Here is a 23,316-nt window from a genome sequence, read left to right as displayed (position 1 = left end):
GCAGCAGTGGAGGCGGAGCGACGGCTATGTTACGCCCGCTGCCTCCTCGGAAGCAAAGGTGGTGCAGTTCTTGCCGGCCCGCTTGGAGGCGTACAATGCTGCGTCTGCCAGACGCATCGTCTCAATGAGCTCCATCCCATCGGTTGGCCAGACAGATCCGCCTATGCTGCAGCCGATTTTGATTTGCTGGCCGTCGATGAGGAAGGATTCATTCAACCTGCGGATGATCTCATCCGCGATGAGGCGGCTTTCCTGAACCGCATTCTCCCGGGAGGTATGAAGGATAGCGATAAACTCGTCGCCACCGAGTCTGGAGATGATTTCGCCGCTTCGCACACAGGATTGGAGACGTACTGCCACTTGCTGGAGCAACTGATCGCCCGCGAGATGTCCCAGTGTATCGTTAATTTTCTTGAAGCCGTCCAGATCAAGATACAGGAAGGCTAGCGCGGTTCCGTCCTGCCCTGTTTTGTGAATGGCTTTGTCCAAATAGGAATCCAGCGCAATCCGGTTGGGAAGTCCGGTGAGCTTGTCATGATGCGCCAAGCTCTTCATTGCACCGAGCTCATTCTCCGTTTGTGTCAGATTGTCAACGAGACTGCGGAGAGAAGCGGATAAAATTTCGATATCCTTGTAGCTTCGCTGGTAAGGAATTTCGACCTGCTCGCCGTTGCGAAGCCGGTCTGCCGCGCTTGCAATCCGTTTCAGCGGCTTGGCGACAATGCCTGCAATAAACCAGCCAACCACCGCGAACAGGACAGCGGCGAGGGAACCGATCGTTATAATGGACGTCTGAAGCTGGTTCACAGATTCAAAAGCGATATCTGCAGGCTGGCGAACGACAACTGTCCAGCCAAGGCCTAAGTAATTCAAGTAGCCATCCCCGTACGCATAGCCTGTTAAATAGGTTACGCCATCAGGCCATTTCTCGGTTCGCCAATAGTTCTTGCCGGATTGCGCTTCGCGAATGCTTGCCAGCTCAAGCGGCTGGCCGATCATAGCCTTGGGACCCATGAGGACGACATTGTCCTGTTTGCTGACAATCAGGATTTCAAGCTCTTCCATACGGTCGGAGATGGGCTTCATAATGGAGCGCTCCACTTGCCGTGACCATTCCCAGCTCAAATGCGCGGCCAGGACGCCGACGAATTCACCCTCCGCATTGTGGACAGGAGTGCTGATATCGACGAATTGAAGCGGCTCGCCGCTGGGGTTGGGAAGCAGCTTGGAGAGCAGAACGGCATCGTGGACATCGCCGATGAACTGGCTTTTCAGCGCCTCCTTATATACTGGACGTTTGGAAATATCTGTGCCAACCAATATGTTGCCGGTTGAAGCAACGATCGTTCCTTGCGGATTGAGGAATCCAACCCAGGTAAACGAGGGGAAGTTGAGCTTGAGATCCTCCAGCAGTTCATGTACCCGCTCTGGATTATTCGGGTTGCGCAGTGCGTCCAGCTTGCTTATAATTTGAATTTCGCCGGCGCGAGACCACATGAAATGATCCAGATTTTCCGCCATTTGATAAGATACTTCTGATAGGGTATTGCCGATTTTCTCCTCGACCTCTCTGGTTGAGCGGCTGCTTGTCGTCATACTGAGGAGTATCGACATGAGGATGATAAGTATGGCGAATACAAGGGAAAGAATAGTGCGCAGGCTCATTGAATGCACGAATGAATCTCCTCCTGAGGGGCAGTCCGGCTGGATGGACCGGGACGGTGATGGTATAGATAGTATCCGATTATTATAGCGCAAGCAGGAGTGTGTTTGGCGGTTTTTGTTGAAAATTATCGTTGAAGAGCAGTTTGCTCAAAGAGCGATCCGCTTCCATCATAGAAGGACAGCACAGGAGGAGGCTACTCCCCTTCAGCGTTCTTTTGCCCACTATCCCTTTCGCTCAGAGAGCGATCGATCATCAAAGTGTTGCTATCAAGTATTGCTATCAAGTGTTGTCATGGAGCGTTGCTATCAAGCATTGCTATCAAGTGTTGTCATGACGCGTTGCTATCAAGCATGCTATCAAGTGTTGTCATGACGCGTTGCTATCAAGCATTGCTATCAAGTGTTGTCATGAAGCGTTGTCATGACGCGTTGTCGTGAAGCGTAACCCATATGTCATTGATGAGGGGCGACGAGTCATTCTGAGCGTTGGGGATAATGGGCAAAAGAACGGAAGGACCCCCTAAAGGCTCCGATCGTAGTAAAACGATCCTGTGATGTGCGGGCAGCCCGCCTCACTGGATCGTTTTTTTGCGCTGCAGAGTATTGAATGACATGGCCCTGCTTTTGATCAGCGGAACGTCCTTAACGCTTTCTGGAACAACACGAAGAGCAGGCTAATAATGAGCAAAGCAATGCCGCTCGCTGTCAAGGGCAGATCAGGTCCTTTCAAATCGGCAACAAAAGATGCGGCTACGATTCCGACCGGAGGAAGTACGCTGGACAGGGAGCCCAGCGTGGCGAACACTCTGCCCTGCACCTCGGGGCTCACCTTGAGCCGCAAAATAATGCTGGACAGCATCGTGCAGAAGGAAAATAAAAATCCCATCAGCAGAATAAGCGGGATAGCCGGCCAAGCAGAGGACAACAGCGACAGCGTGACAAGGACGGGACTCATTGCGATCATGCTGAAGCAGATCCATAAGCCTCGTCGCTTCATTTTTGCATCGGCCAGCAGAATAATGCCGGCTCCGATAATATATCCGCTGGGGATACAAGCTTCGATCAAGCCGAATTGCACGGGAGTCGCGGCCCATTGCTTAACCGCCATGACCTGGACAAGCATCAGGCTTGCGAGGAAGAAGGTATTGACGATAGGCGAAAGAAAGACCAGGCTGCGTATGAAGGAATCCCTCCATATATAATGAAGTCCCGATTTCATATCCTGCCAAAAGGTTTGCCGTTCGCGCTGTCCAGAATGCGAATGAGAGACGGAGAAGCGGCTGCATGCCAGCACCAGAAGCGCGGACAGGAAAAAAGCGCAGGCGTCGACAATAATAGCTACCGAGCCGCCGAACAGCGCAACAAATGCGCCTCCAAGGGCCAGGCCTGAAATTCGGGCGGTATTATCGCTAATATTGATAAAGCCTACCGCTTTCTGCACTTTGGATGCACCGACGATATCGACGATGGAGGCATGCAGAGCAGGGGACTGGAACAAACCGCCCACTGCGATTAATGCCGTCAGCACGAAGACAACCGCGATGGGAATGTGCGGAACGGAGACGCAAAGGGCGACTCCAAGCACGAGCGCGCCTCTGATGAAATCCGCCATCCACATCAGTTTTCGCCGGTCCATCCGATCGACAACGGTCCCTGCCAAGGTGCCGAAGGCTAACTGGGTGAAAATATAAATCAGCATTATCGCGGACATATAACGGGCGCTTCCGGTCGATTGCAATATCCATAGACTAAGCGCGACGCTGTGAAAGCAGTTGCCGAAGGTAGAGAGGGTGTAGCCGGAGAGCACCAATACAAAATTTCGATTGCGCCAAATGCTTTGCGTTTCTTGCCGGGGCAGAGCTGCTTCTTGAGTAGGAATAAACACATTCATGCCTCCTTAATAACTTAAACGTTTAAGTTATTATATATTATCATATTCTGTATAAATTCGCGCATTTTTTTACAGCTTATCCTCTTCAATGCTGAAAATGGATGAATTACCGTTGCATTACGAACATACATTCGGTGTATAATAGGATCACATGTTCGTATTTGGAGGCGGTGTGTCATGATACCGGTTGAGCGCGTTATTATGTTAGTGGATTGCCAGTCGTTTTATGCCAGCATAGAGAAAGCGGCTCATCCGGAATATCACGATAAGCCAGTTGTAGTGGCGGGTGATCCGACACGCCGCAGCGGCATTATTCTCGCGGCATGTCCCATTGCCAAGACTCACGGCATCAAGGCTGCCGAGACACTTGGCCAGGCGCTTGCCAAGTGTCAGGAGCTCATCGTTATTCGCCCCCGCATGCAAACCTATATTGACGTATCCATGTTAATTACGAAAACGTTCGAGCATTTTACAGAACTGGTTGAGTCGTTCAGCATCGACGAGCAGTTTCTCGATGTAACGGCATCGGCGGCGCTCTTTGGATCGCCTGAAGAGATCGCGCAGCAAATCCAAACGAGGGTGCGGACTCAGACGGGGGTGTGGGCGCGAGTAGGTATAAGCTCAACGAAAATTCTTGCCAAAATGGCCTGCGACCTATTCGCGAAGAAGAACGAATCGGGTATTTTTACGCTGCGGAAATCAGACCTCCCAATGACATTGTGGCCTCGGCAAATTAGCGATATGTTCGGTGTGGCCGGCCGAATGACATCACACTTTAACCGTATGGGAATAGAGACAATAGGCGATCTTGCGTCCACGCCATTGCCGGATTTGAAACGGAAAATGCGCTTTCGCTTAGGCAAGAACAGCGATATTAATGCGGAAGTCTACTGGCGTACCGCCAATGGCGTCGATGATTCGTCGGTTACGCCGGGCACGCACGATTTTCAGCAATCGGTCGGACATGGCATGACATTGCCGCGCGATTACAGCAGTCGGGACGAAATTGATACGGTGCTGCTGGAGTTAAGCGATGAGGTTTGCCGCCGCTGCCGTGAGAAGGGATATATGGGACGGGTTGTTGCAGCGGGAGCCCAGGGAGCGGACTTTGATCGGCCCACAGGCTTCTTTCGGCAGATGAAGCTTGCGGATCCGACGAATATAGCCGTAGAAGTATACGAGGCTGTCAGGCTGCTGTTTAATCGGCATTGGGATGGCCTGCCCGTCCGCAAGCTCGCAGTAACTTTATCATCATTAACGGGTGACCGGGAGTACCAGCTGACGATGGGGGAGCGCGAGAAGCTGCGCGATCTGGACCGGGCAGTTGATGGCATCAAGCAGAGATACGGCGTGGCATCGATATTGCGGGCATCCTCGTTAAGAGAGGCGGGGCAAGCGCGTGAGCGTGCGATCAAAATCGGGGGGCATTATAAATGAGTAAAAAACTTGAAGGAAATGGACTATGGGAATCGAGCCGTATGATGCTGCCCGAGCACCGCGAGCGTTTAATTAAACACCGACAGGGAGGAGAGAGAGAATCAGCCCCGCGCAAAAATATACCCACCACGGAGGAAATTAACCTTGTTCGTGAATATGCGCTTCTGCCTCTTATTCTCTCCATCGTGGAGACCAATCTCAGATCAATCGAAAACACGACCTACTCGCTGCGGAAGCTTTACGTCAACGCAGCACAAGCGCTTCTAGACCTGATCCATACCGACCTTGTCCGTGTTCGGAAAGTGTTGAAGGAACGGAATATTAAAGTGTACGAAGAGGAACGGATCGACAATACAATCCAGTTCCGCTTTATTTGCCGCGGCTACGAGGACAATTTCACGATGATTCGAGATGTTGTCCGTGCGGAAGCCAGTGTGCGCATTGCCAAATATATAGCAGTCCTGTTTCGCAAGTAGCTCGGCTCGGCCGCGCTATCTTATCTGCGAGTGGCGGACTGCTGTCGGGCTGGTCTGGCGCCTGTAATGCGGGAGATCGGGAAAGCGTTTCTGACCGGCAGGATGATGATGGCTGCAATGACCGCTTTGACCGCATCTCCAGCCAAAAAAGGGTAGCAGCCGAGAGCCATCGCCTGTTGCCAGGTTAAGTTGGCTGAATGCGCGAGCCAAGGTACGCCGAATACGTACAGAAGCAGCGAGCCGAACAGCTCCAGTGTCAGCCAGATGAGGGCGATGCTTGCTGCGGAGCGCCCTTTAATCCGTTGGACAATAAGGCCGATGAACAGGGCGGCGAAAGGATAGGCCCAGATGAACCCGCCTGTTGGTCCCAGCAGAAGAGCGGCGCCGCTGCTGCCATGCAGTGTGGGAATGCCGATCACGGAAAGCACGATGACAAGCGATACGCTGAGAAAGCCGTACAAGGGGCCAAGAATGGCGCCGGTCAGCATGACGACCAGATTCTCAATCGTGATCGGAACCGGCGAGAAGCCCAAGTGAAGGTTCACATAACTGGATGCGATAAGCAGGGCTGCAAAAAGCGCGCTGAATACGATGCCCCTCATAGATAAAACAGTTTTCATTGCAGGATCTCCTTTAATTTGTTAACCTAATATGAACATTTGCATTGTAGCATGATCGATTTTTATTGGAAAGAGTTAAATATAAATGGAAAACAAGATGAAAGCTTCATCCATAGACCTGCAAGGGGTGTCCTATGCAGCAGCTGCAGCAGGCGGAACTAAAACGCTGCTGCAGGAGACGGATATGCATATACCGAAGGGGCAATGGCTTGCTATTGTAGGTGCGAACGGCAGCGGAAAAAGCACGCTGGCCAAGCTTATGGCAAAGCTGTACCCTGCAACGACGGGAACGGTTGTATACAGCAATCAACCTGGAGCAAGCTATAGGCCCTTTGTTCAGATTATATTTCAAAATCCGGACGTGCAGATGATGGGTGAGACCGTCTATGAGGATGTCCGCTTCGGATTGGACAATTACGGCTTCCCTTCCGGGGAGATACACGGGCTCGCGATGAATGCGCTGGACAAGGTTGGGCTGACCGCATTGGCGGATGCTTCCCCAGCCGTTCTATCCGGCGGACAGAAGCAGCTGCTGCAGGCAGCAGGCTGCTTGGCGGTACAGCCTGAAGTGCTGATCTTCGACGAGGCGGCCTCCATGCTGGACCCGATGTCGCGTCAGCGTCTGCTTCAAGCTGCCCGCAGCTTGCATGTTGAGGGCACGACCATCGTCTGGATTACGCAGCTGCTGGACGAGCTGGAGGCAAGCGAGCGGATCGTCGCGCTGGAGTCTGGCGCAATCGTGTTCGACGGATCGAGAGAGACGTTCTTTTATCCGCGGTCTGGAGAGGTCGGCTCAGCATGCGAGCGTTTGGGTTTCAGCCCTCCGTATGCTGTCCAGCTTGCGCTGGAGCTCATGAAACGGGGCAGGCGGCTTCATCCGCTTCCTTTCTCTATCGAGGAACTTGGAAAGGCTGTGTCCGCATGGGAATGAATAGGGAGACGCTGCCGACAGCTTCTGCTGCGGGCCAGCAGGCTCCGGCGGATAGAACGGGCGTAGCGCTGGAGGATGTATGGGTTTATCCCGGGGATCAGGGCAAGGGGCAGGCGGCGAAACCTTTGCTGCAGAGCATTCGCTGCCGCATCGAGCCCAATACGATTACCTTGATTGCGGGAACTGCGGGCTCGGGCAAGACGACGCTGCTGCAGACGATTGCCGGACTGATGCCTTTGAGCCGTGGAGCTGTAAGGTACGGGGCGCATTCGTTGTGGGAGGACGGGAACCGGCTGCACGCGCTGCTGCATCGTTCCATCGGGATCGTGTTCCAATACCCTGAGAGGCAGTTGTTCGCGGACAGCATCGAGAAGGAATTCCGTTATTCCCTCCGTCCGTATCGCCTCTCCAAGGCAGTGCAGGCAGAGCGGATCGATGGCGCATTGAGGCAAATGGGACTTCCAACAGACATCCTTTCGGAGTCCTTTCTCACTTTGTCCGATGGACAGAAGAGGAAGGTCGCGCTCGCGACTACTTTGGCGACCAGACCAACGTGGCTCCTGCTGGACGAGCCTACCGCAGGAATCGACCCGCAGGGAGTGGGGCCGCTGCTTCGCTGCCTGAAGCAGCAGAAGGAAGCTGCTGACGGCGGTGTAATCGTAGTCAGTCATGATCTGGACACGTTCCTACCGCTTGCGGACCGTGTCCTTATTCTGCATAACGGTGCGCTCGCGGCAGCAGGAACTCCTCAAGAGCTGCTGGCAAGGCCCGAGCTGTGGCTGGAGACAGAGATCGGGCTTCCTTCAGCGCTTCAACTGATGGCCCAACTGCGCGAGGCTGGAACGGGGATGGGAATCGAGGGGACAGAAGACGTTCCCTTGACCGCTGAGGCGATGGCCGACAGGATATTGGGCCCGAGGGAGAGGGAAAGCCACGGAACAGCGAACCCGAAAACTGCAGCATTCGATGGAGTTCGTAAGGCGGAGAGCGGGACGGGAGCATTCGGTGGGGATTATGCGGCGGAGAGCGGGACTGCGGTGCCCAGTGGAGATTATGCGACGGAGCACAGAACGGCGACATCGGGTGAAGAGCATGCAGCGGAATCGCCTCCTGAAGCGTCAATTCTAGCAGCCGGTACTAGCGAGGCCAAGCAAGCTGGAGCAGCAAGGATGGGGGCAGCAGCGCAATTGCTGCAGCAGCTGCATCCTAGTGCGAAGTGGATTGTTTATGTGCTGCTAACAGCCGCTATTCTCATGCAGCATAGCTGGGCTGGAATTGGCGTATCGGCGCTCCTCACAGGGAGTCTCATCATCCTCTCAGGCGTGGCGTATCGGAGCTTGCTGAGGCCTGCCAAGCCCTTTCTATATTTTATTGTGATTTCTACGGTTGTTTCTGGAATTACGATTATTTTTGCCTCGGATTCATGGCTGCCCGAACGAATCTATTTCTCCACTGCGCCTGCGAGCAAGACCTTTGAGCTGCTGGTCCGATTTCTTTTTGTCATGCTGCTAGGCATTCTGCTCGCAGTGACGACTGGAGCAAAGCGGATGCAGATGGCGCTGGAGCAGGCTCTATCATTTCTGGAACGCTTCGGCATCCCGGTCGCACCCTTTGCCTTTGCCGCTACGCTGCTCATGAGGTTCCTGCCAAGGCTGCTTCAGGAGATGGATCGCATGCTCATTATCGTTCAGGCACGCGGCAAATCACAGGCGAAGAAGGGGTCCTTGCGCCTGCGGGAAATTCCGGTGTTCCTTATTCCATTCCTGCTCTCCATGATGAAATATGCGGAGGACCTGTCGCTGACGCTCGAAGCAAGGGGCTACCAGTTGAAGCGCCTGCGAAGGGAAGGAATGGCGCGGCTGCCTTGGACGAGGCGGGAATGGATCTGTATTGCGGCAGGGGTTCTGCTGTTTGCCGTGCTGTATATGTGGGCGCTGTAGTATGTATGCAGGCTTTGACGGAGAAGAAGCAGGAGGGGCTGTCCAAACATATTTGGAACAGCCCCTCCTGCTGTTAAATATTTTCGAGAGCCCGGCTGAAAGCAGCCACTCCGGCGGGAATGTCATTGAGCCCGGGCTTGGCATAGCTGAAGCGGATATAGCCGGGCTCAGAGCCGTATACGCTCCCAGGCACGAATACAACGCCTCTCTTAATAGACTCTTCCAGCAGCTTGCTGTCGTCCACCGGCTGATTGATTTTGCACCACAAATTCAGGCCGCCCTGAGGCTGACAGAAGGTTACTTTGTCCCCGAGCATATCTTTCAATGATTGAACCATTATTCTTTGCTTCCCATCCAGAGCATGCCGCAATTGATGTATATGGTCTTCAAAGCTTTCGGAGGCGAGCAGCCGTTCTGCAACCCATTGGGATACGATGCTGAGCCCGAAGTCCATCTGCTGTCTTGCGTCAGACAAGCGGCCAATTACTGATTGGGGGGCTATCATCCATCCGATTCGCAGGCCGGAGGCGGCGATTTTGGAGAGGGAGCCGATATACAGGACGATACCGTCGGTATCCATTGCTTTCAGTGACGGAGGAACTGCGCCGCTGAAGGAAGTGAGGCTGAACGGATCATCCTCCACGATAGGAATGCGCAGATCAGCAGCGATCGCGAGCAGACGCTTTCGCTTTGCTTCACTTAGTATCGTGCCCGTAGGGTTCTGGTAGTTCGGATTTAGAAAAACCATACGGATGCGGTGCTGCCGATACAGGGCGGCAATATCCTCCGGCTCGATCCCATCCTGATGGACGGGCAGGCGGAAAATACGCAGCCCTGCTGACTGGAACATAGGCAGCGAATAGCAGTAGGACGGATCTTCAATGGCGACGGCATCTCCTGGGGATAATAGACATTGGGTAATCAGATAGAGCGATTGCTGCGACCCGGAGGTAATGAGAAGAGAGGATTCCGTCGTATCGATGCCGTTGTACTGTTTCAAGGAAGCGACCAAGGAGTTTCGTAGTGGACTGTAGCCCTGCGGATCATCATAACCAAGATGCTCTTGAAAATGCTGCTCGCGCAGCAAACGGTGCACGATCGTGTTCGGGAACAGATCGGAGGACAGCTCGCCGCTCGCCATATTGATAATCGAGGCATCATTTTGCGTGACCTCGCGGATGCGCCTCATAAGCGGCAGGTTCGGCAGGAATGTCCCGCCTTCTGTGTACTGCCGCCAATTCGGGGTATGGCTGGGCGAAATCCCCCACTTGGTTAGGCTTACCCGTGTGCCGCTGCCGACAACGCTCTCCACCAGGCCCGATGCACGCAATTCCTCATAGGCTTGAATAACGGTGCTGCGATTCACGCCAAGCTGCTCGGCAAGCTTGCGCTCGGAGGGCAAGGCGCTGCCTGGCGGAAGCTCGGCGTAGGAGATGCTTCGTTCGATATGATCAACGATCTGCTGATAGATAGGTTTTTTGTCTGAACGATCAGGTTTCCACATTGTCCGCACTTCCTTGTGAATGATGTAGCGGCGGTTGAGGTATAAGGAACAAGGCCGCTGCGGGTTTGGAGGGTTCTTCCGATCGCTGTTAAATCGGGCTTTAAAGGCGAACACTATCGTTTCTCCAGAATCCCTCCGACCCTCCGCTGTGCTCGCATGTAAAGTCAACGGCTGATTTTGAAGTAGAGCCCCTATTCATCGTATCTTTTAATTAATATGGTAACCATTGAAGTGTAAAAGGAAAAGATCCAATTGGAAGTATTGCAGACCCTCCAATTATAATCGGAAGCGCCGTGTATTTGAAGTGGAGGGGACATTCTCTCCGAAATTGGACGGTTACAAAACCGATTTGCGGTTCTATGATATTACACATGAAGGCTGCAATAGCAGCAATCAGCAGAGGAGCGAATTTACAGGCCATGGGAGCAGAAGCGTTGAAAGGCAAACGAATTGTCATTGCCGGCTCGCAAAAAACGAATGAGATGAGCGTCATTATAGAGAAGCAGGGCGGCACGCCGATTGTCCGCTCCCTGCAGGGATTAACGATTTTTGAAGAGGCTCAGGTTGCCGACCCCTTGCGGCGGTTCGCTCGGGAAGGAGCGGATTGGGTCATTCTGACTACGGGGCTGGGAGCAGATAACCTGATCAAGGCTTCCGAGAAGCTAGGAATCCAGAAGGAGGTTCTGCATCGGTTATCACAGGCGAGCATTGCTGCAAGAGGCTACAAGACAACGGCTTTTCTCAAGCGAATCGATCTTAGGGCGGTAGTGAGCGATGACGACGGGACGATGGGGAGCCTGATGGAGAAGCTGGAGTCTATCGATTTTGCCGGACAGCGCATATGGATTCAGCTTCACGGTGAGCCGGCCCCCGAGCTGGAGCAGCGCTTGACCGAGCAAGGAGCCGCACAGGTGCAGTCCGTGCTGCCGTACAGACATATTCCGCCGGAGAGAGAGACGCTGGATGCGATTCTGTCCCAATTGGCGGAAGGGTCGGTGGATGCGGTGTGCTTCACGACAGCGGTGCAGGTGCGTTATCTGTTCAGCTATGGAATGGAGACAGGGAGTGTGGAACTGCTGCGGGCCGCGTTTAACGGGCCGGTCCTTGCAGCCGCAGTCGGCAAGGTAACGGCAGAGGCATTGAGATCATATGGAGTGGAGCGGGTCGTTGTTCCCGACATTGAACGAATGGGTGCGATGATCATCGAGATTTCACGCTGCTATGAAGCGGTAGAGTGAAGATAAGAGATGGGGAGGAGGAGCCGTTCATGAAGGGGCTTAATGGGGCTGTACGGGTCGCGGTTGTGCAGGCTGCGCCGATCTTATTCGACAAGGAATCTGCTTTCCAGAAAGTTATCAGCTATGCGAAGGAGGCGAGCGGACAAGGCGTCAAGCTGCTCGTATTCCCGGAGGTATTCATATCCGGCTATCCGAGAGGCCTCTCTCTGGGCGCTCGCGTTGGCAGCCGAACCCCGGAAGGGAGAGGGGATTGGGCGCGCTACTGGGAGAGCGCAATCGATATTCCAGGAGCGGATACGGAGCGTCTGGGCGAGATTGCGAGGGAGTACGGTCTATACCTGATGATTGGCGTCGTGGAAAGAGATCAGGAATTCAGCGGCTCGACGCTGTACAATTCCATTGTATACGTGGGGCCGGAAGGCGAGCTGCTCGGCAAGCATCGCAAATTGATGCCTACAGGGGCCGAAAGGCTGCTGTGGGGACAGGGCGACGGCAGTACGCTTACTGTCATTGATACGCCATTCGGCCGCATAGGCGGCTTAATATGCTGGGAGAACTATATGCCGCTTGCGAGGACGGCAATGTATGCTAAAGGCATCGATATTCTGATCACGCCGACTGCAGACGCCAGAGACACCTGGCAGGCGACGCTGCAGCATATCGCTTGTGAGGGCCGATGCTATGTATTGTCAAGCAACCAGTATGTGACAAAGTCTTCCTACCCGACGGATTTATACTGCTATAGCGATATTGAGCAGGATTCCGATGTGCTGTGCAGAGGCGGCAGCGCGATTGTCGGACCGCTCGGAGAATATATCGGAGAGCCTCTCTATGATGGAGAAGGGATGCTTGTCGCTGATCTGGATATGTCGCTTGTAACCCGGAGCCGGTTCGACTTCGATGTAGTGGGCCACTACAATCGGCCGGATGTATTCCAGCTGATTGTCAACGAGACGAAGCGTGATATCGTTCGTTTTCAATCATATACAATTGCGAACGCGATAGAAGCTTAAGGAGGAGATGGGTATGCAGGTGCCGGCAGGCGTGTGGATTGCCGCAGCGATTATCGTTATTATTTTATCATGGGCGACGTTCTGGATTACCAATAAGGCGTATTCCAGAAGATGGGAAGACAATGAGGAGAAACCTGATAAGTAGCCGGCATGCACGATGCAGGGACTGGCACAGCAGACAACTGGACGGAGGGTATTGAATCCGCCCGGCTGTTTTTTGTGGTGGCTTGGCGCTGAATGGGGGCCGGCGATTTTATATCTACGCCTGAATGTGGTATAATTTTGCGAAACGATAGAAGTTGGTTGGTGGCGCCCTATGACAGATAAACGCATACAAGAATCATGCGACGAGACTTGCAGCGGTACGGAAGCGAATTTGAGGCTTATTCAGGAGAAGCTGATCAGTGAATTGGCAGCTGTTCATATGGCTGATTTATTCAAGGCGCTCGGCGACCCGACTCGCATTAAGATCATTCATACGCTGCTGCAAAGCGAGCTGTGCGTACATGATTTGACTCAGGTGCTGGATATGGGCCAATCTGCTGTTTCTCATCAACTCCGATTGCTGCGCAATCTTAGAATCGTCAAACGCCGCAAAGTGGGGAAGACGGTTTATTACTCGCTCGACGATGATCATGTTGAACAAATTTTTGTACAAACCTTGCAGCATTTGAAGCACGATTAATCGAATTCTGCGACTAGAACCGCCTTGGCAATGAGGGCGGTTTTGTGCTGTCCGGCATGACAGGGGGATGACCGCCCGCGGGGTTGTGCATTATCGGTCATTTTAACGGCACAATAAGGTTAGGAAAAAGAGGAATGCAGCGCAGAGGAGGCGGCAATGGTCCGCTTCTCTGCCGCTGTATGTCCAATCGGCCAGTGAAGTCGGGATTTGTCGGAATTAGGCTTGAGGGCATGAAGGCACGAAATAATGGTTAATCAATAGAAGAATGATTATGAATTTCATTTAAGCGGAGGTAGACAGCAATGGCAGCAGACAACGGCGAAAGGCAATCGCCCTGGCAGCTATATCATGGTCCCAATCTGGGGTACATACAAGAGCAGTATGAGAAATTTATGAGCAATCCCGATGAGGTGGAGCCGGGATACCGCGACATGTTCGAGCGTTGGGGTCCGCCGCCATCAGGAGCGGATTACAACGAAGCGGCAACGGGCAGCGGTGCTGCAGCTATTCCGAGTGAGAATAGTTATCAAGCGATGAATCCGGTTTATTTGAAAAAAGTAGTGGATGCTGGCAAGCTGGTGCGGAATATCCGTACCTATGGCCACCTGGCTGCAGATAATGATTCGCTGGGATTGAATCGAAGCCCGGATACCCGGCTTCTTGAGCCGGAAACCTTCCGTATTAGCAAGGATGACCTGAAGTCTATTCCGGCTTCTCTCATATGGGAGGATGCTCCCTCGTCCGTCAGCAATGGCTGGGAAGCGATAACGCTGCTGAAAAAAATCTACACACAGTCGTGTGGCTTCGAATTCAGCCATGTTCATGAAGAGGAGGAGCGCAGATGGCTCAACCGCATGGCGGAATCAGGCATGGCCGCCAAGCCGCTAAACACGAAGGAGCGGACCGCCCTTCTTAATCGGTTGATTGAGGTAGAGCAATTCGAGCTTTTCCTTCAGCGGGCTTTCGTCGGGCAGAAGCGCTTCTCTATCGAGGGCATTGATATGCTGGTTCCTATGCTCGACGAAATTGTGCGGGAAGTCGGTCATAACGGCGCGAAGCACATCGCGATGGGCATGGCTCACAGAGGCAGGCTGAATGTGCTGGCGCATGTTCTGGGCAAGCCATATGCAACGATTTTCTCCGAGTTCCATCATGCGCCCAATAAGGAGCTTATTCCTTCGGAAGGCTCCATTGGCATCAGCTACGGCTGGACCGGAGATGTGAAATATCATCTTGGGGCGCATCGTTCGATCAAGGAAGGCCAGACTTATGAAACGCGGCTAACGCTGGCGAACAATCCGAGCCATCTTGAATATGTCAATCCTGTCGTCGAAGGCTTCAGCCGCGCCGCACAGGATGACCGCTCTGCTCCGGGATATCCGAAGCAGGACTTCGGGGTGGCGGCGGCGGTGCTGATTCATGGCGACGCGGCTTTTGCCGGCGAAGGCATTGTCGCGGAGACGCTGAACTTTAAAAAGCTGTCCGGCTATCAGAACGGCGGAACCATTCATATTATCGCGAACAATCGGATCGGCTTCACAACGGAGAGCAGTGATTCAAGATCGACGTATTACGCAAGCGATTTGGCTAAAGGCTATGAAATTCCAATCGTCCACGTTAGCGCTGACGATCCGGAGGCCTGTATTGCCGCCATACGAATGGCATGTGAATACCGCCATCGGTTTCATAAGGATTTTCTTATTGATCTTATCGGGCATCGCAGACACGGGCATAACGAGACGGATGATCCCGAGACGACACAGCCGCTTATGTACCAGAAGCTGCGCAATCATGGCGGCGTTGCCGCTAAGTACGCGGATGCGCTGGCGAACAAAGGGCTCATTACGGAAGAGAAGCTGCAGGAGATGAAGTCAGCGGTGCTGTCCGTGCTGCAGACTGCGCTTGATGGCGTGAAACAGGATGGCGGGGAGCGCCGCCGCACGCGCAACGATGAGATGAGCAGCAAGCGGCGCAATGCGGAGGCTGATACTTCTGTTCCGCTCCAACAGCTCCAAGCTATCAATGCCGAGCTGCTGAAGTGGCCGGAGGGCTTCAAGGTATATGAGAAGCTGGAGCGAATTCTGAAGCGGCGCGAGGGCGCGCTTGATGAGGGCGGCAAGGTGGACTGGGGGCTGGCGGAGACGCTGGCGTTCGCTACAATTCTAGCCGACGGCAAGCCCATTCGGCTCAGCGGTCAGGATTCCGAGCGGGCGACCTTCGCGCATCGGAACCTTGTGCTGCATGATCCGCAGACGGGCGATACCTTCTGCCCGCTGCATCGCCTGCCGCAGGCGAACGCCTCCTTTGCAATTCATAACAGCCCGCTGTCGGAGGCCGGTGTGCTTGGCTTCGAATATGGCTACAATGTGTTCTCGCCGGAGACGCTCGTCATCTGGGAAGCGCAGTATGGGGACTTTGTTAACGTTGCACAGGTTATTATTGATCAATTCATCGCTGCAGGGCGTGTCAAATGGTATCAAAGGTCAAGCCTGGTCATGCTGCTCCCTCATGGTCATGAAGGACAAGGGCCGGAGCATTCCAGCGCGAGACTGGAGCGTTTCCTCCAGCTTGCGGCAGAAGACAACTGGACGGTCGCCAATCTGACGACCTCGGCTCAATACTTTCACCTGCTTCGCAGGCAAGCGTCGATCCTCAATACAGAGGATGCCAGACCGCTTATTCTGATGTCGCCGAAAAGCCTCATTCGGAATCCAAGGGTGGCCTCGGCGCCGGAGGCGTTCAGTGAAGGGGCATTCCAGCCGGTGCTTGAACAGCCTGAGCTTGGGGGCGAGCCGGAGAAGGTGGAGCGTCTTATTCTGTGCAGCGGCAAGATCGCTATCGATCTGGCTACCGCCATTGAGCCTGGTGGAGCGGACGGGGAGCAGCAGCCGGACTGGAGCTGGCTCCATATTGCCCGTATCGAGCAGCTGTACCCTTTCCCCAAAGGTGATATTGAACGGATTATTAGCCGTTTCACTGGTTTGAAGGAGATTATGTGGGTTCAGGAAGAGCCGCAAAATATGGGTGCATGGAATTATGTGGAGCCTCGCATTCGTTCGCGCGCTCCTCAGCAATCCGATGTGCGATACGTCGGCCTTCCGAAGCGTTCGAGCCCGGCAAGCGGATTTCAGGAAATTTATCATTTTGAGCAGCAGCGGATTATATCGGTGGCGTTGAACCGCAGCACGTTGAATACGAAACAGTAAAGTAGGAGGATTCGGCATGAGTGAGATTAAAGTTCCTGAGATGGGTGAATCGATCACCGAGGGTACAATTGCCAAGTGGCATGTGAGGGAAGGCGACCGTGTCCATACGGGAGATGTGCTGGCAGAGCTGGAGACCGATAAGGTGAATCTGGAGATAAGCGCAGAGCAGGACGGAGTTATCGAAGGCATTCTCCGTCAGGAGGGCGAGACTGTTGGCATTGGCGAGACCATTGCCCGCATCGGTGCGGGCGGTGACGCCGCAGCGCCAGCGGGCAAGCCGGCTGATGAGACGGACGGAGGCGCTAGGCCCGCCGCGAGCGGGGATGCCGATAAAGCAGCGGCAGCAACGCCTTCTGCTCAAGAGGCAACAGCGCCGGCATCTGCTGGAGCGTCGTCAAACGATTCTCGTACGAGCGAGCAGGCGCGTCAGGCAGCAGATGGTTATGCGGCTTCTCCTGCAGCCCGCAAGCTGGCGAGAGAGCGCGGCATAGACCTTGGTCAGGTAGCGGCCCAAGATCCTATCGGCCGGATTCGCCAAGAGGATGTGAAGGCTCACTCTGAGCAAAAGGGAGCAGAGAGCTCCAAGGCTCAGCAGTCGACGCCGGCAGCGGCCGCCAAGACGGGCGAATCCGCTGTTGCTGTAAGTGATGGGGGCAAGCCGGTAGAGCGCCGCAAGATGTCGCGCAGACGGATTACGATTGCTAACCGCTTGGTGGAGGCGCAGCGGACAGCAGCGATGCTGACAACCTTTAACGAGGTGGATATGACCGCCATACTTGACGTTCGCAAACGCCGGAAGCAGGCTTTCCAGGAGAAGAACGATATTGGACTCGGCTTCATGTCCTTCTTCACGAAGGCGGTCGTCGGTGCGCTCAAGCGATTCCCGCTGCTGAATGCGGAGATTAAGGGCGATGAAATTCTCGTTAAGCAATATTATGATATCGGCATTGCCGTATCTGCCAAGGAAGGTCTTGTCGTTCCTGTCGTTCGGGATGCCGATCGCCTTGGCTTCGCGGGCATCGAGAAACAGATCGCCGAGCTGGCGGGAAAAGCGCGTTCGAACACGCTGTCGCTGAATGATTTGCAGGGCGGTACGTTTACGATCACCAATGGCGGTGTGTTCGGGTCGCTGCTGTCTACCCCGATTCTGAATACGCCGCAGGTCGGCATTCTCGGCATGCACAAAATTCAGCTGCGGCCGATTGCAATTGATGAGACGACGATGGCCAATCGTCCGATGATGTATATCGCGCTCTCCTACGATCACCGCATTGTAGACGGCTCTGAAGCAGTCCGATTCCTTGTCGTTGTGAAGGAGCTGCTGGAGGATCCAGAGTCACTGCTGCTTGAAGGGTAAGGATCGTTGTTAATGCAAACCGCAGGCACTGGCCGGGCAACCGGACAGAGCCTGTTTTTTTAATGATTGGCGTCGTCATCCATCCTTGTTAAGCGCTCTAATTGCTGGATTGAGTCGTGTTCGGCCATCATCTATAATAGAACTAATCATGAAGCGTTTGGTGTACCTGTCAAAACACATACATATCTCGGCAGAAACGATCAATGTCGAGTTCTACTCGCAAGGTGCGAGGAACATGAAGGAGTTGATCATGAATGACAGGAAGTTTACCAAACGATAGGCTGATTAAAGAGATGCCTAAGATCGATCTGCATGTCCATCTGGATGGCAGTGTGAAGCCTGCAACCGTGCTGGAGCTGGCTGCCCGTCAAGGCTTGCCGCTGCCTGCTGGCGACGAAGCCGGGCTGCGTCCATTTATGCAGGTCGAAGAGGGGCAATGCGGGAGTCTGAGGCAATATTTAGGCACATTCGGATTTGTCCTTCAGTTTCTACAGACTGCTGAAGCGTTGGAGCAAGCAGCTTGCGAGGTTGTAGAGCAGGCGAGCGGACATAACTGCAAGTATGTCGAGGTTCGGTTCGGTCCGCAGCTGCATCTCCATAACGGGCTGTCCTTGGACGAGGCCATCGCTCATGTCATAATCGGGCTGAAGCGCGGCGAGCAGCTGTACGGTGTGAAGGCGAGGGCCATTGCCATATGTATGCGGCATCATTCCTTCGCGGTTAACAGCGAGGTCATTGAAGCGGCGGCGCGCTTCCTGGGCAAAGGTCTGGTCGCAGTTGATCTTGCAGGGGATGAAGCAGCATTCCCTGCCGCAGCGTTCAGGGAATTGTTCGAAATCGCGAGGCAAAGAAAGCTGCCTGTCACGATTCATGCCGGCGAGGCGGCAGGACCGGATAATATTTATGAGGCCATCATGAATCTGGGCGCGACTCGCATCGGCCATGGCATATCGCTGAGGGAGGACCCCGCTGTTCTGGCGCTTGTTAAGGAGCGAGGCATAACGCTGGAGATGTGCCCGATGAGCAATATTCAGACAAGAGCGGTGACGGGCTGGTCGTCGTATCCGGTGCGCCACTATTACGAGCAGGGAATTGCCGTTACGATTCATACCGACAATATGACGGTTTCGGATACGAATCTGACGAAGGAATACGGGATTCTGGCGGATATCTTTCATTTCACGGCTTCGGAGCTCGCAGCTATTGTCATGAACGGCGTTGAAGCAGCATTCCTGCCTGACGCAGAGAAGCAATTATTGAAGCAAGCGTACATCCGCGACTTCCATGCTTTAGGAATTGATGTGCAGCATGCCCAGACATAAGCTGAAGTAAAGCCAAAGCCAGGAAGCAGGGATAATAATGAATGTGCGCAAGATGCGGTTATTCGACACTGCGAATATTCTCTCCAGCGAGGATCGGGATGAGTATGAGAAGGATTACGCCCGGCTCATTCAATCCCCGGGATTTCGCCGGATGCAGGGGAAGTCGCAGGTGTTCGGGGCAGGAACCGGCGATTATTACCGTACCCGCCTTACCCATTCGATTGAGGTGTCCCAGATCGCCCGGGAGTTGGCAAGGCGGCTTGGCAAGACCTATCCCTTTCTGGCGAAGAGGGAGCATCCCGGCCTTTTTATGGAGCCCGAGGTGGTCGAATGCGCGGCGCTGGCGCATGATTTGGGACATCCTCCCTTCGGACACAAAGGGGAAGAGGTGCTCAATGAGCTGCTGACGAGCGAATACGGTCTGCCCTACGAAGGCAATGCCCAGAACTATCGTATTCTGATGTTTCTGGAGAAACGGGCGGGAAGCGGGAGCGGGCTCGATCTGACAGCAGCCGTGCTGCTCGGCATTAACAAATACCCGTTCAGCCTCGCTGAGCCTGGCAGACTTAAGGGCGTGTACCCCAAGGAGTGGGAAGGCATTCAATTTCTGCGCCAGACTTGGGGCATGCCGGAGGGCTGCGCGACGCTGGAAGCGCAATTGATGGATCTGAGCGATGACATTGCCTATTCGACACATGATATTGAGGATGGCATTCGTGCCGGGAAAATTTTGATGAATCGGAGCTTCTTCGAGGATGATCGGTTAATCCAGCATTTAATTCAAGAGATTGTAGAGGATGAGGGCAACTCGGCGGTAGGCTGGGATCAGGTCGATATGGCAACTATGGTTCGCAAAGTGCTGGAGCATTATTTGGAGCAATGGGAGACAATCTATGCCGAGTGTGAACGCGAGGCTTCGCGGGCTCGCAGGGAGATGAAGGCGCGCTGGGTAAGCAGATTCGCCAATCAGGTCGGCATTATCGACGATCCGGCGACAGGCTGGAAGCGGGTAACCTTTGTGCGGGACGGGCAGGAGGATCTGGAGCTGCTGCGGACGATGGAAATTGTGAAGAAGCTTGCCTGGGTCACGCTTATAAAAGATTTTCGGGTGCTGCGGCTGCAGAAGCGAAGCGAGATTATTATTACGCGGATGTGGGAGAGCTTCAAGCATTATGAGACCGGAAGGCTCATCATTCCGCCAGATTGGCTGGAGAGCTATGAGCAGCACAAGGAGAATTGGTCATGGCCAAGGCTTGTCGCCGATTATATTGCAGGCATGACCGACGCCTATGCCGAGAAAGTCTACGCGGAGCTGTTCGCCGGACGTACAGGCTCCATCTATGAGCGCGATTAAATAGAGGGGGCGCTGGACGGAAAATCCTTGCAGGATGCTCTCTGACCCGTGGTTATGTATGTGGGAAATATGAATAACTACCCTCTTTACATACCGTTAGGGGGTATAGTATACTGAGCCGAAGAAGAGGTGATGATATGGCAGAGATTAACGGATCGGGATCGTCAGTACCCGCTGGAAGCGAGCAGGAATGCTGCACAGCGGAGGGCGAGCGCAAGAGTCATCATTCGGATAAAATGAAGGGCAATTTGGTGTCTCGATTAAACCGGATTGAAGGCCAGATTAGAGGCGTTAAAGGAATGATCGAAAGGGATACCTATTGCGATGATGTGCTTAATCAAATTGCGGCCATTCAATCCGCATTGAATAGTGTAGGCAAGCTTCTGCTGGAGGGCCATATGAAGAGCTGTGTTATCGAGCGCATTCAAGCGGGCGAGGCGGAAGTCATTGATGAATTGCTCATTACCGTTAATAAGCTGATGAAATAAATAAGGGAGGGTTTTCTATGAAAGAGGTTACGCTGCAAGTGAGCGGCATGTCCTGCCAGCACTGTGTCAATTCGGTGGAGGGCAGCCTTAAGGAAATCGGGGCCGCAGGCAAAGTTAATTTGGCAGCGAATACGGTAGCGGTACAGTTCGATGAAAGCAAGCTGACATTGGGAGCCATTAAGGAAGCGATTGAAGAGCAGGGCTATGATGTTGGATAGGTTGCTATATTTCAAACGGTAACAATTGGAGAGGGCGAATCCTTAGGGAGGACGCGCCTCTCTTTTTTTGTATGGGCTAATTGACCACGACAATTCCATTTGAAGCATAAAATGCGCTTATCCACTCGTATAATGGAGCAGATTCTCGATAATTCTTTTCCTCCCAGCCGGTGAATAGCTCATCAGAAACCAATTGGAGATAAGAAGTATATTGTCCTTCTGAATGGCAGGCATGCCGTCCCAATGCTTTGCCCGCTGCAGCTGGGAGAACACCTTCTCGCTGCCGGCCTGCAGATGATGCTTCTGAAGCAGGAGATGGTCGGTTTCCAGCGAGGGCACTGCCTCAGGCTCGTAATAAACACTTGTCTGATCGGGCGGAACGATGCTCCCGGGGCTGATCCCAAGCTCATCATAGAGCAGCTTGTTCAGTGGGTGGCCGCCCCTTCCTTGAATTCGCACCAGGCGATGATCGACACGCATAACGGTTAGCGTTTCTTTGCCGAGCGCGTGCCTCAGCTGCTCTCTGGCATCATGGATGTTGAACTCCAACTGGGCCAGAGCATGCTTGGCCTTCTCCTCGCCACCGACGATTTCCGCCATTTTGCTGTAGGAGTCCCTCCATTCGGCATGCAGCCTGAGCACAACGGCGGGAGCAATCCCCTTCAGCTGCTCCAGAAAGCTCAGATGATACTGGTCGCAGAGGATGAGATCGGGCTGCGCGCGACGGATTTCGTTCAGGCTAGCTGTCAGCAGCCGCTGATGATCGGCGGGAGCAATGCCCGGATAATGAAAGCAATCAACGGCTGCTACCGGCTCCGTGCCCAGCGCAATCAGATCGTCGGTGAAATAGAAGCAGGAGGCGGTAGCGACTTTCAACTGCTTGCGTTTCAGGTACAGGGTAGGTGAAATGCCCGTTGCTTTTTTAAAGGTTTGGCTAAAATAAAACGGATTGCTGTAGCCGACAGCGGCAGCGATCTCGGTCACGGTGGAGTTGTTCTTCAACAACGACTCCTTGGCATGCTTCATGCGGAGACCGGTCAAATATTCAATTGGAGAGATGCCCATCTCCTTCTTGAAGCTGCGGGAATAAGAGGTAGGGGTGAGCTGGGCCAGGCCGGCCAGCGTTTCCAGCGTTATTTTTTCATCAAAATGGGTGTGCATATATTTGATCGAGAGATCGAACAGTTTTTTTGCAGAAGGGTCCTTGCTTTGCTGCTCCAATAAATCTTGCATGATGAAGCTGTGCAATTGCTGAAAAGTATGCTGCAGATGCAGGCCGGATTCCTCAATGTGGCAGTCAAGCGACTCTGCATGGAGCTGTTCCGCATAGAGCTTCTCTGCATGGAGCAGCAGCTTGCCCGTATTCTGCAGCGCAATTTCACCAGGCTGCAAGACAGAAGGCAAGGCGAGATTTCTGGCGATTCCCCACTTGCCTCTTTGTTTGGCCAGCATTAGCGGTTCCATGAAGATCAGATAGCATTCGCTGTCCTCGGAATGGAGGGTAATAGAGACGGATATGCTTGGCGTCAGCCAGTAGAGACGGGAAGAGGCCATCTGGAACGTTTGATGATCCAGAGCTATTAATCCGCTGCCACTCGCCATCATGCACCATACATAGGTTTCGGGATGAAATGGGGCGATCACATTCATGCCTGTATATTTGTGAATCGCGGAATAGAAGAATACCGTATGTTGAGCGTCCGATGGTGGAATTGCAAGCATCACAAACCCTCCCATATGAAATTTTTACTTCTCCGAAAACAACCGCAGTCGTCACATACAATTTTCCATACTATAAACGATAATGATTCTCACTGTCAAATTAAAACAGTCGAGGTGCAGCAGGAGAAAATATTCCATAAAAGTGGATAAGAAATAATATGTTCAAATATTGGATATGCATCTAAGATGATATTGATAATCACTCTCAATTAAGAAGGGAGGCAAAAGCCAAATTTCCGGCAGCATAGC

The 23,316-nt window shown here is 53.5% G+C and carries 19 protein-coding genes; 14 read left to right on the top strand and 5 right to left on the bottom strand.

Going from position 1 to position 23,316, the window contains the following annotated elements; translation table 11 throughout:
- Positions 1–24: 24 nt before the first annotated feature.
- Together L6H65_RS04250 and L6H65_RS04245 are read right to left on the bottom strand one after the other, a co-directional pair.
- Entirely contained in the window at positions 25–1,665 is a 1,641-nt protein-coding gene (locus L6H65_RS04250) for a diguanylate cyclase domain-containing protein (RefSeq protein WP_236339439.1), read from the bottom strand.
- Positions 1,666–2,293: 628 nt separating this feature from the next.
- Positions 2,294–3,550 (bottom strand): MFS transporter, encoded by a 1,257-nt coding sequence (locus L6H65_RS04245; protein WP_236339195.1) that lies wholly within the window; start codon positions 3,548–3,550, stop codon positions 2,294–2,296.
- Positions 3,551–3,733: 183 nt separating this feature from the next.
- On the opposite strand from L6H65_RS04245, the gene L6H65_RS04240 reads away from it, so the two are divergent.
- Together L6H65_RS04240 and L6H65_RS04235 are read left to right on the top strand one after the other, a co-directional pair.
- Positions 3,734–4,993 carry a DNA polymerase IV gene (locus L6H65_RS04240; protein ID WP_236339194.1) on the top strand — a complete coding sequence of 420 codons (1,260 nt, stop codon included), beginning with the start codon at positions 3,734–3,736 and terminating at the stop codon, positions 4,991–4,993.
- Positions 4,990–5,469 carry a YhjD family protein gene (locus L6H65_RS04235; RefSeq protein ID WP_236339193.1) on the top strand — a complete coding sequence of 160 codons (480 nt, stop codon included), beginning with the start codon at positions 4,990–4,992 and terminating at the stop codon, positions 5,467–5,469. Before L6H65_RS04240 ends, L6H65_RS04235 begins: the two co-directional genes overlap by 4 nt.
- A 20-nt stretch (positions 5,470–5,489) precedes the next feature.
- Here L6H65_RS04235 and L6H65_RS04230 read toward each other — a convergent pair whose 3' ends face one another.
- On the bottom strand, positions 5,490–6,089 hold the full coding sequence (locus L6H65_RS04230) for a biotin transporter BioY (protein WP_236339192.1): 600 nt from the start codon (positions 6,087–6,089) through the stop codon (positions 5,490–5,492).
- Between the two features lie 85 nt (positions 6,090–6,174).
- Between L6H65_RS04230 and L6H65_RS04225 the strand changes: the two genes are divergently transcribed.
- Positions 6,175–7,020: an ATP-binding cassette domain-containing protein gene (locus L6H65_RS04225; protein WP_236339191.1), complete on the top strand. Its 846-nt coding sequence runs from the start codon at positions 6,175–6,177 to the stop codon at positions 7,018–7,020.
- Positions 7,011–8,960 (top strand): ATP-binding cassette domain-containing protein, encoded by a 1,950-nt coding sequence (locus tag L6H65_RS04220; RefSeq protein WP_236339190.1) that lies wholly within the window; start codon positions 7,011–7,013, stop codon positions 8,958–8,960. Before L6H65_RS04225 ends, L6H65_RS04220 begins: the two co-directional genes overlap by 10 nt.
- 73 nt (positions 8,961–9,033) lie before the next feature.
- Here L6H65_RS04220 and pdxR read toward each other — a convergent pair whose 3' ends face one another.
- Positions 9,034–10,464, bottom strand: coding sequence for a MocR-like pyridoxine biosynthesis transcription factor PdxR (gene pdxR, locus L6H65_RS04215; RefSeq protein WP_236339189.1), 1,431 nt, complete (start codon positions 10,462–10,464; stop codon positions 9,034–9,036).
- A gap of 419 nt (positions 10,465–10,883) precedes the next feature.
- Between pdxR and L6H65_RS04210 the strand changes: the two genes are divergently transcribed.
- The 10 genes from L6H65_RS04210 to L6H65_RS04170 all read left to right on the top strand — a co-directional run bounded on the left by L6H65_RS04210 (position 10,884) and on the right by L6H65_RS04170 (position 21,345).
- Entirely contained in the window at positions 10,884–11,702 is an 819-nt protein-coding gene (locus L6H65_RS04210) for a uroporphyrinogen-III synthase (RefSeq protein ID WP_236339188.1), read from the top strand.
- Between the two features lie 29 nt (positions 11,703–11,731).
- Complete coding sequence (locus tag L6H65_RS04205; RefSeq protein WP_236339187.1) at positions 11,732–12,715, top strand: carbon-nitrogen hydrolase family protein; 984 nt, start codon at positions 11,732–11,734, stop codon at positions 12,713–12,715.
- A 13-nt stretch (positions 12,716–12,728) separates the two neighbouring features.
- On the top strand, positions 12,729–12,860 hold the full coding sequence (locus L6H65_RS26535; protein ID WP_290370303.1) for a hypothetical protein: 132 nt from the start codon (positions 12,729–12,731) through the stop codon (positions 12,858–12,860).
- A 171-nt stretch (positions 12,861–13,031) separates the two neighbouring features.
- A complete protein-coding gene (locus L6H65_RS04200; protein ID WP_236339186.1) occupies positions 13,032–13,400 on the top strand; it encodes an ArsR/SmtB family transcription factor in 369 nt (122 codons plus the stop codon).
- Positions 13,401–13,702: 302 nt separating this feature from the next.
- Entirely contained in the window at positions 13,703–16,606 is a 2,904-nt protein-coding gene (locus tag L6H65_RS04195) for a 2-oxoglutarate dehydrogenase E1 component (RefSeq protein ID WP_236339185.1), read from the top strand.
- A 16-nt stretch (positions 16,607–16,622) separates the two neighbouring features.
- Entirely contained in the window at positions 16,623–17,963 is a 1,341-nt protein-coding gene (gene odhB / locus L6H65_RS04190) for a 2-oxoglutarate dehydrogenase complex dihydrolipoyllysine-residue succinyltransferase (protein ID WP_236339184.1), read from the top strand.
- A gap of 254 nt (positions 17,964–18,217) precedes the next feature.
- Positions 18,218–19,285, top strand: a complete 1,068-nt coding sequence (gene add / locus L6H65_RS04185; protein ID WP_236339183.1) for an adenosine deaminase — start codon at positions 18,218–18,220, stop codon at positions 19,283–19,285.
- Positions 19,286–19,322: 37 nt separating this feature from the next.
- Positions 19,323–20,639 carry a deoxyguanosinetriphosphate triphosphohydrolase family protein gene (locus tag L6H65_RS04180; protein WP_236339182.1) on the top strand — a complete coding sequence of 439 codons (1,317 nt, stop codon included), beginning with the start codon at positions 19,323–19,325 and terminating at the stop codon, positions 20,637–20,639.
- Between the two features lie 137 nt (positions 20,640–20,776).
- The gene (locus L6H65_RS04175) at positions 20,777–21,127 is read left to right on the top strand and encodes a metal-sensitive transcriptional regulator (protein ID WP_236339181.1); all 351 of its coding nucleotides are present in this window, start codon (positions 20,777–20,779) and stop codon (positions 21,125–21,127) included.
- A 17-nt stretch (positions 21,128–21,144) separates the two neighbouring features.
- Positions 21,145–21,345 carry a copper ion binding protein gene (locus L6H65_RS04170; protein ID WP_236339180.1) on the top strand — a complete coding sequence of 67 codons (201 nt, stop codon included), beginning with the start codon at positions 21,145–21,147 and terminating at the stop codon, positions 21,343–21,345.
- A 117-nt stretch (positions 21,346–21,462) separates the two neighbouring features.
- On the opposite strand, the gene L6H65_RS04165 is transcribed toward L6H65_RS04170, so the two are convergent.
- Positions 21,463–23,067, bottom strand: coding sequence for a helix-turn-helix domain-containing protein (locus L6H65_RS04165; protein WP_236339179.1), 1,605 nt, complete (start codon positions 23,065–23,067; stop codon positions 21,463–21,465).
- Positions 23,068–23,316: the final 249 nt, after the last annotated feature.

The sequence above is a fragment of the Paenibacillus plantiphilus genome, assembly GCF_927798095.1.
GTDB classification, from domain to species: domain Bacteria; phylum Bacillota; class Bacilli; order Paenibacillales; family Paenibacillaceae; genus Paenibacillus_Z; species Paenibacillus_Z plantiphilus.
The sequence above is the reverse complement of the archived record's forward strand: the minus strand, read 5'-3'. Positions and strand labels throughout refer to the sequence as shown.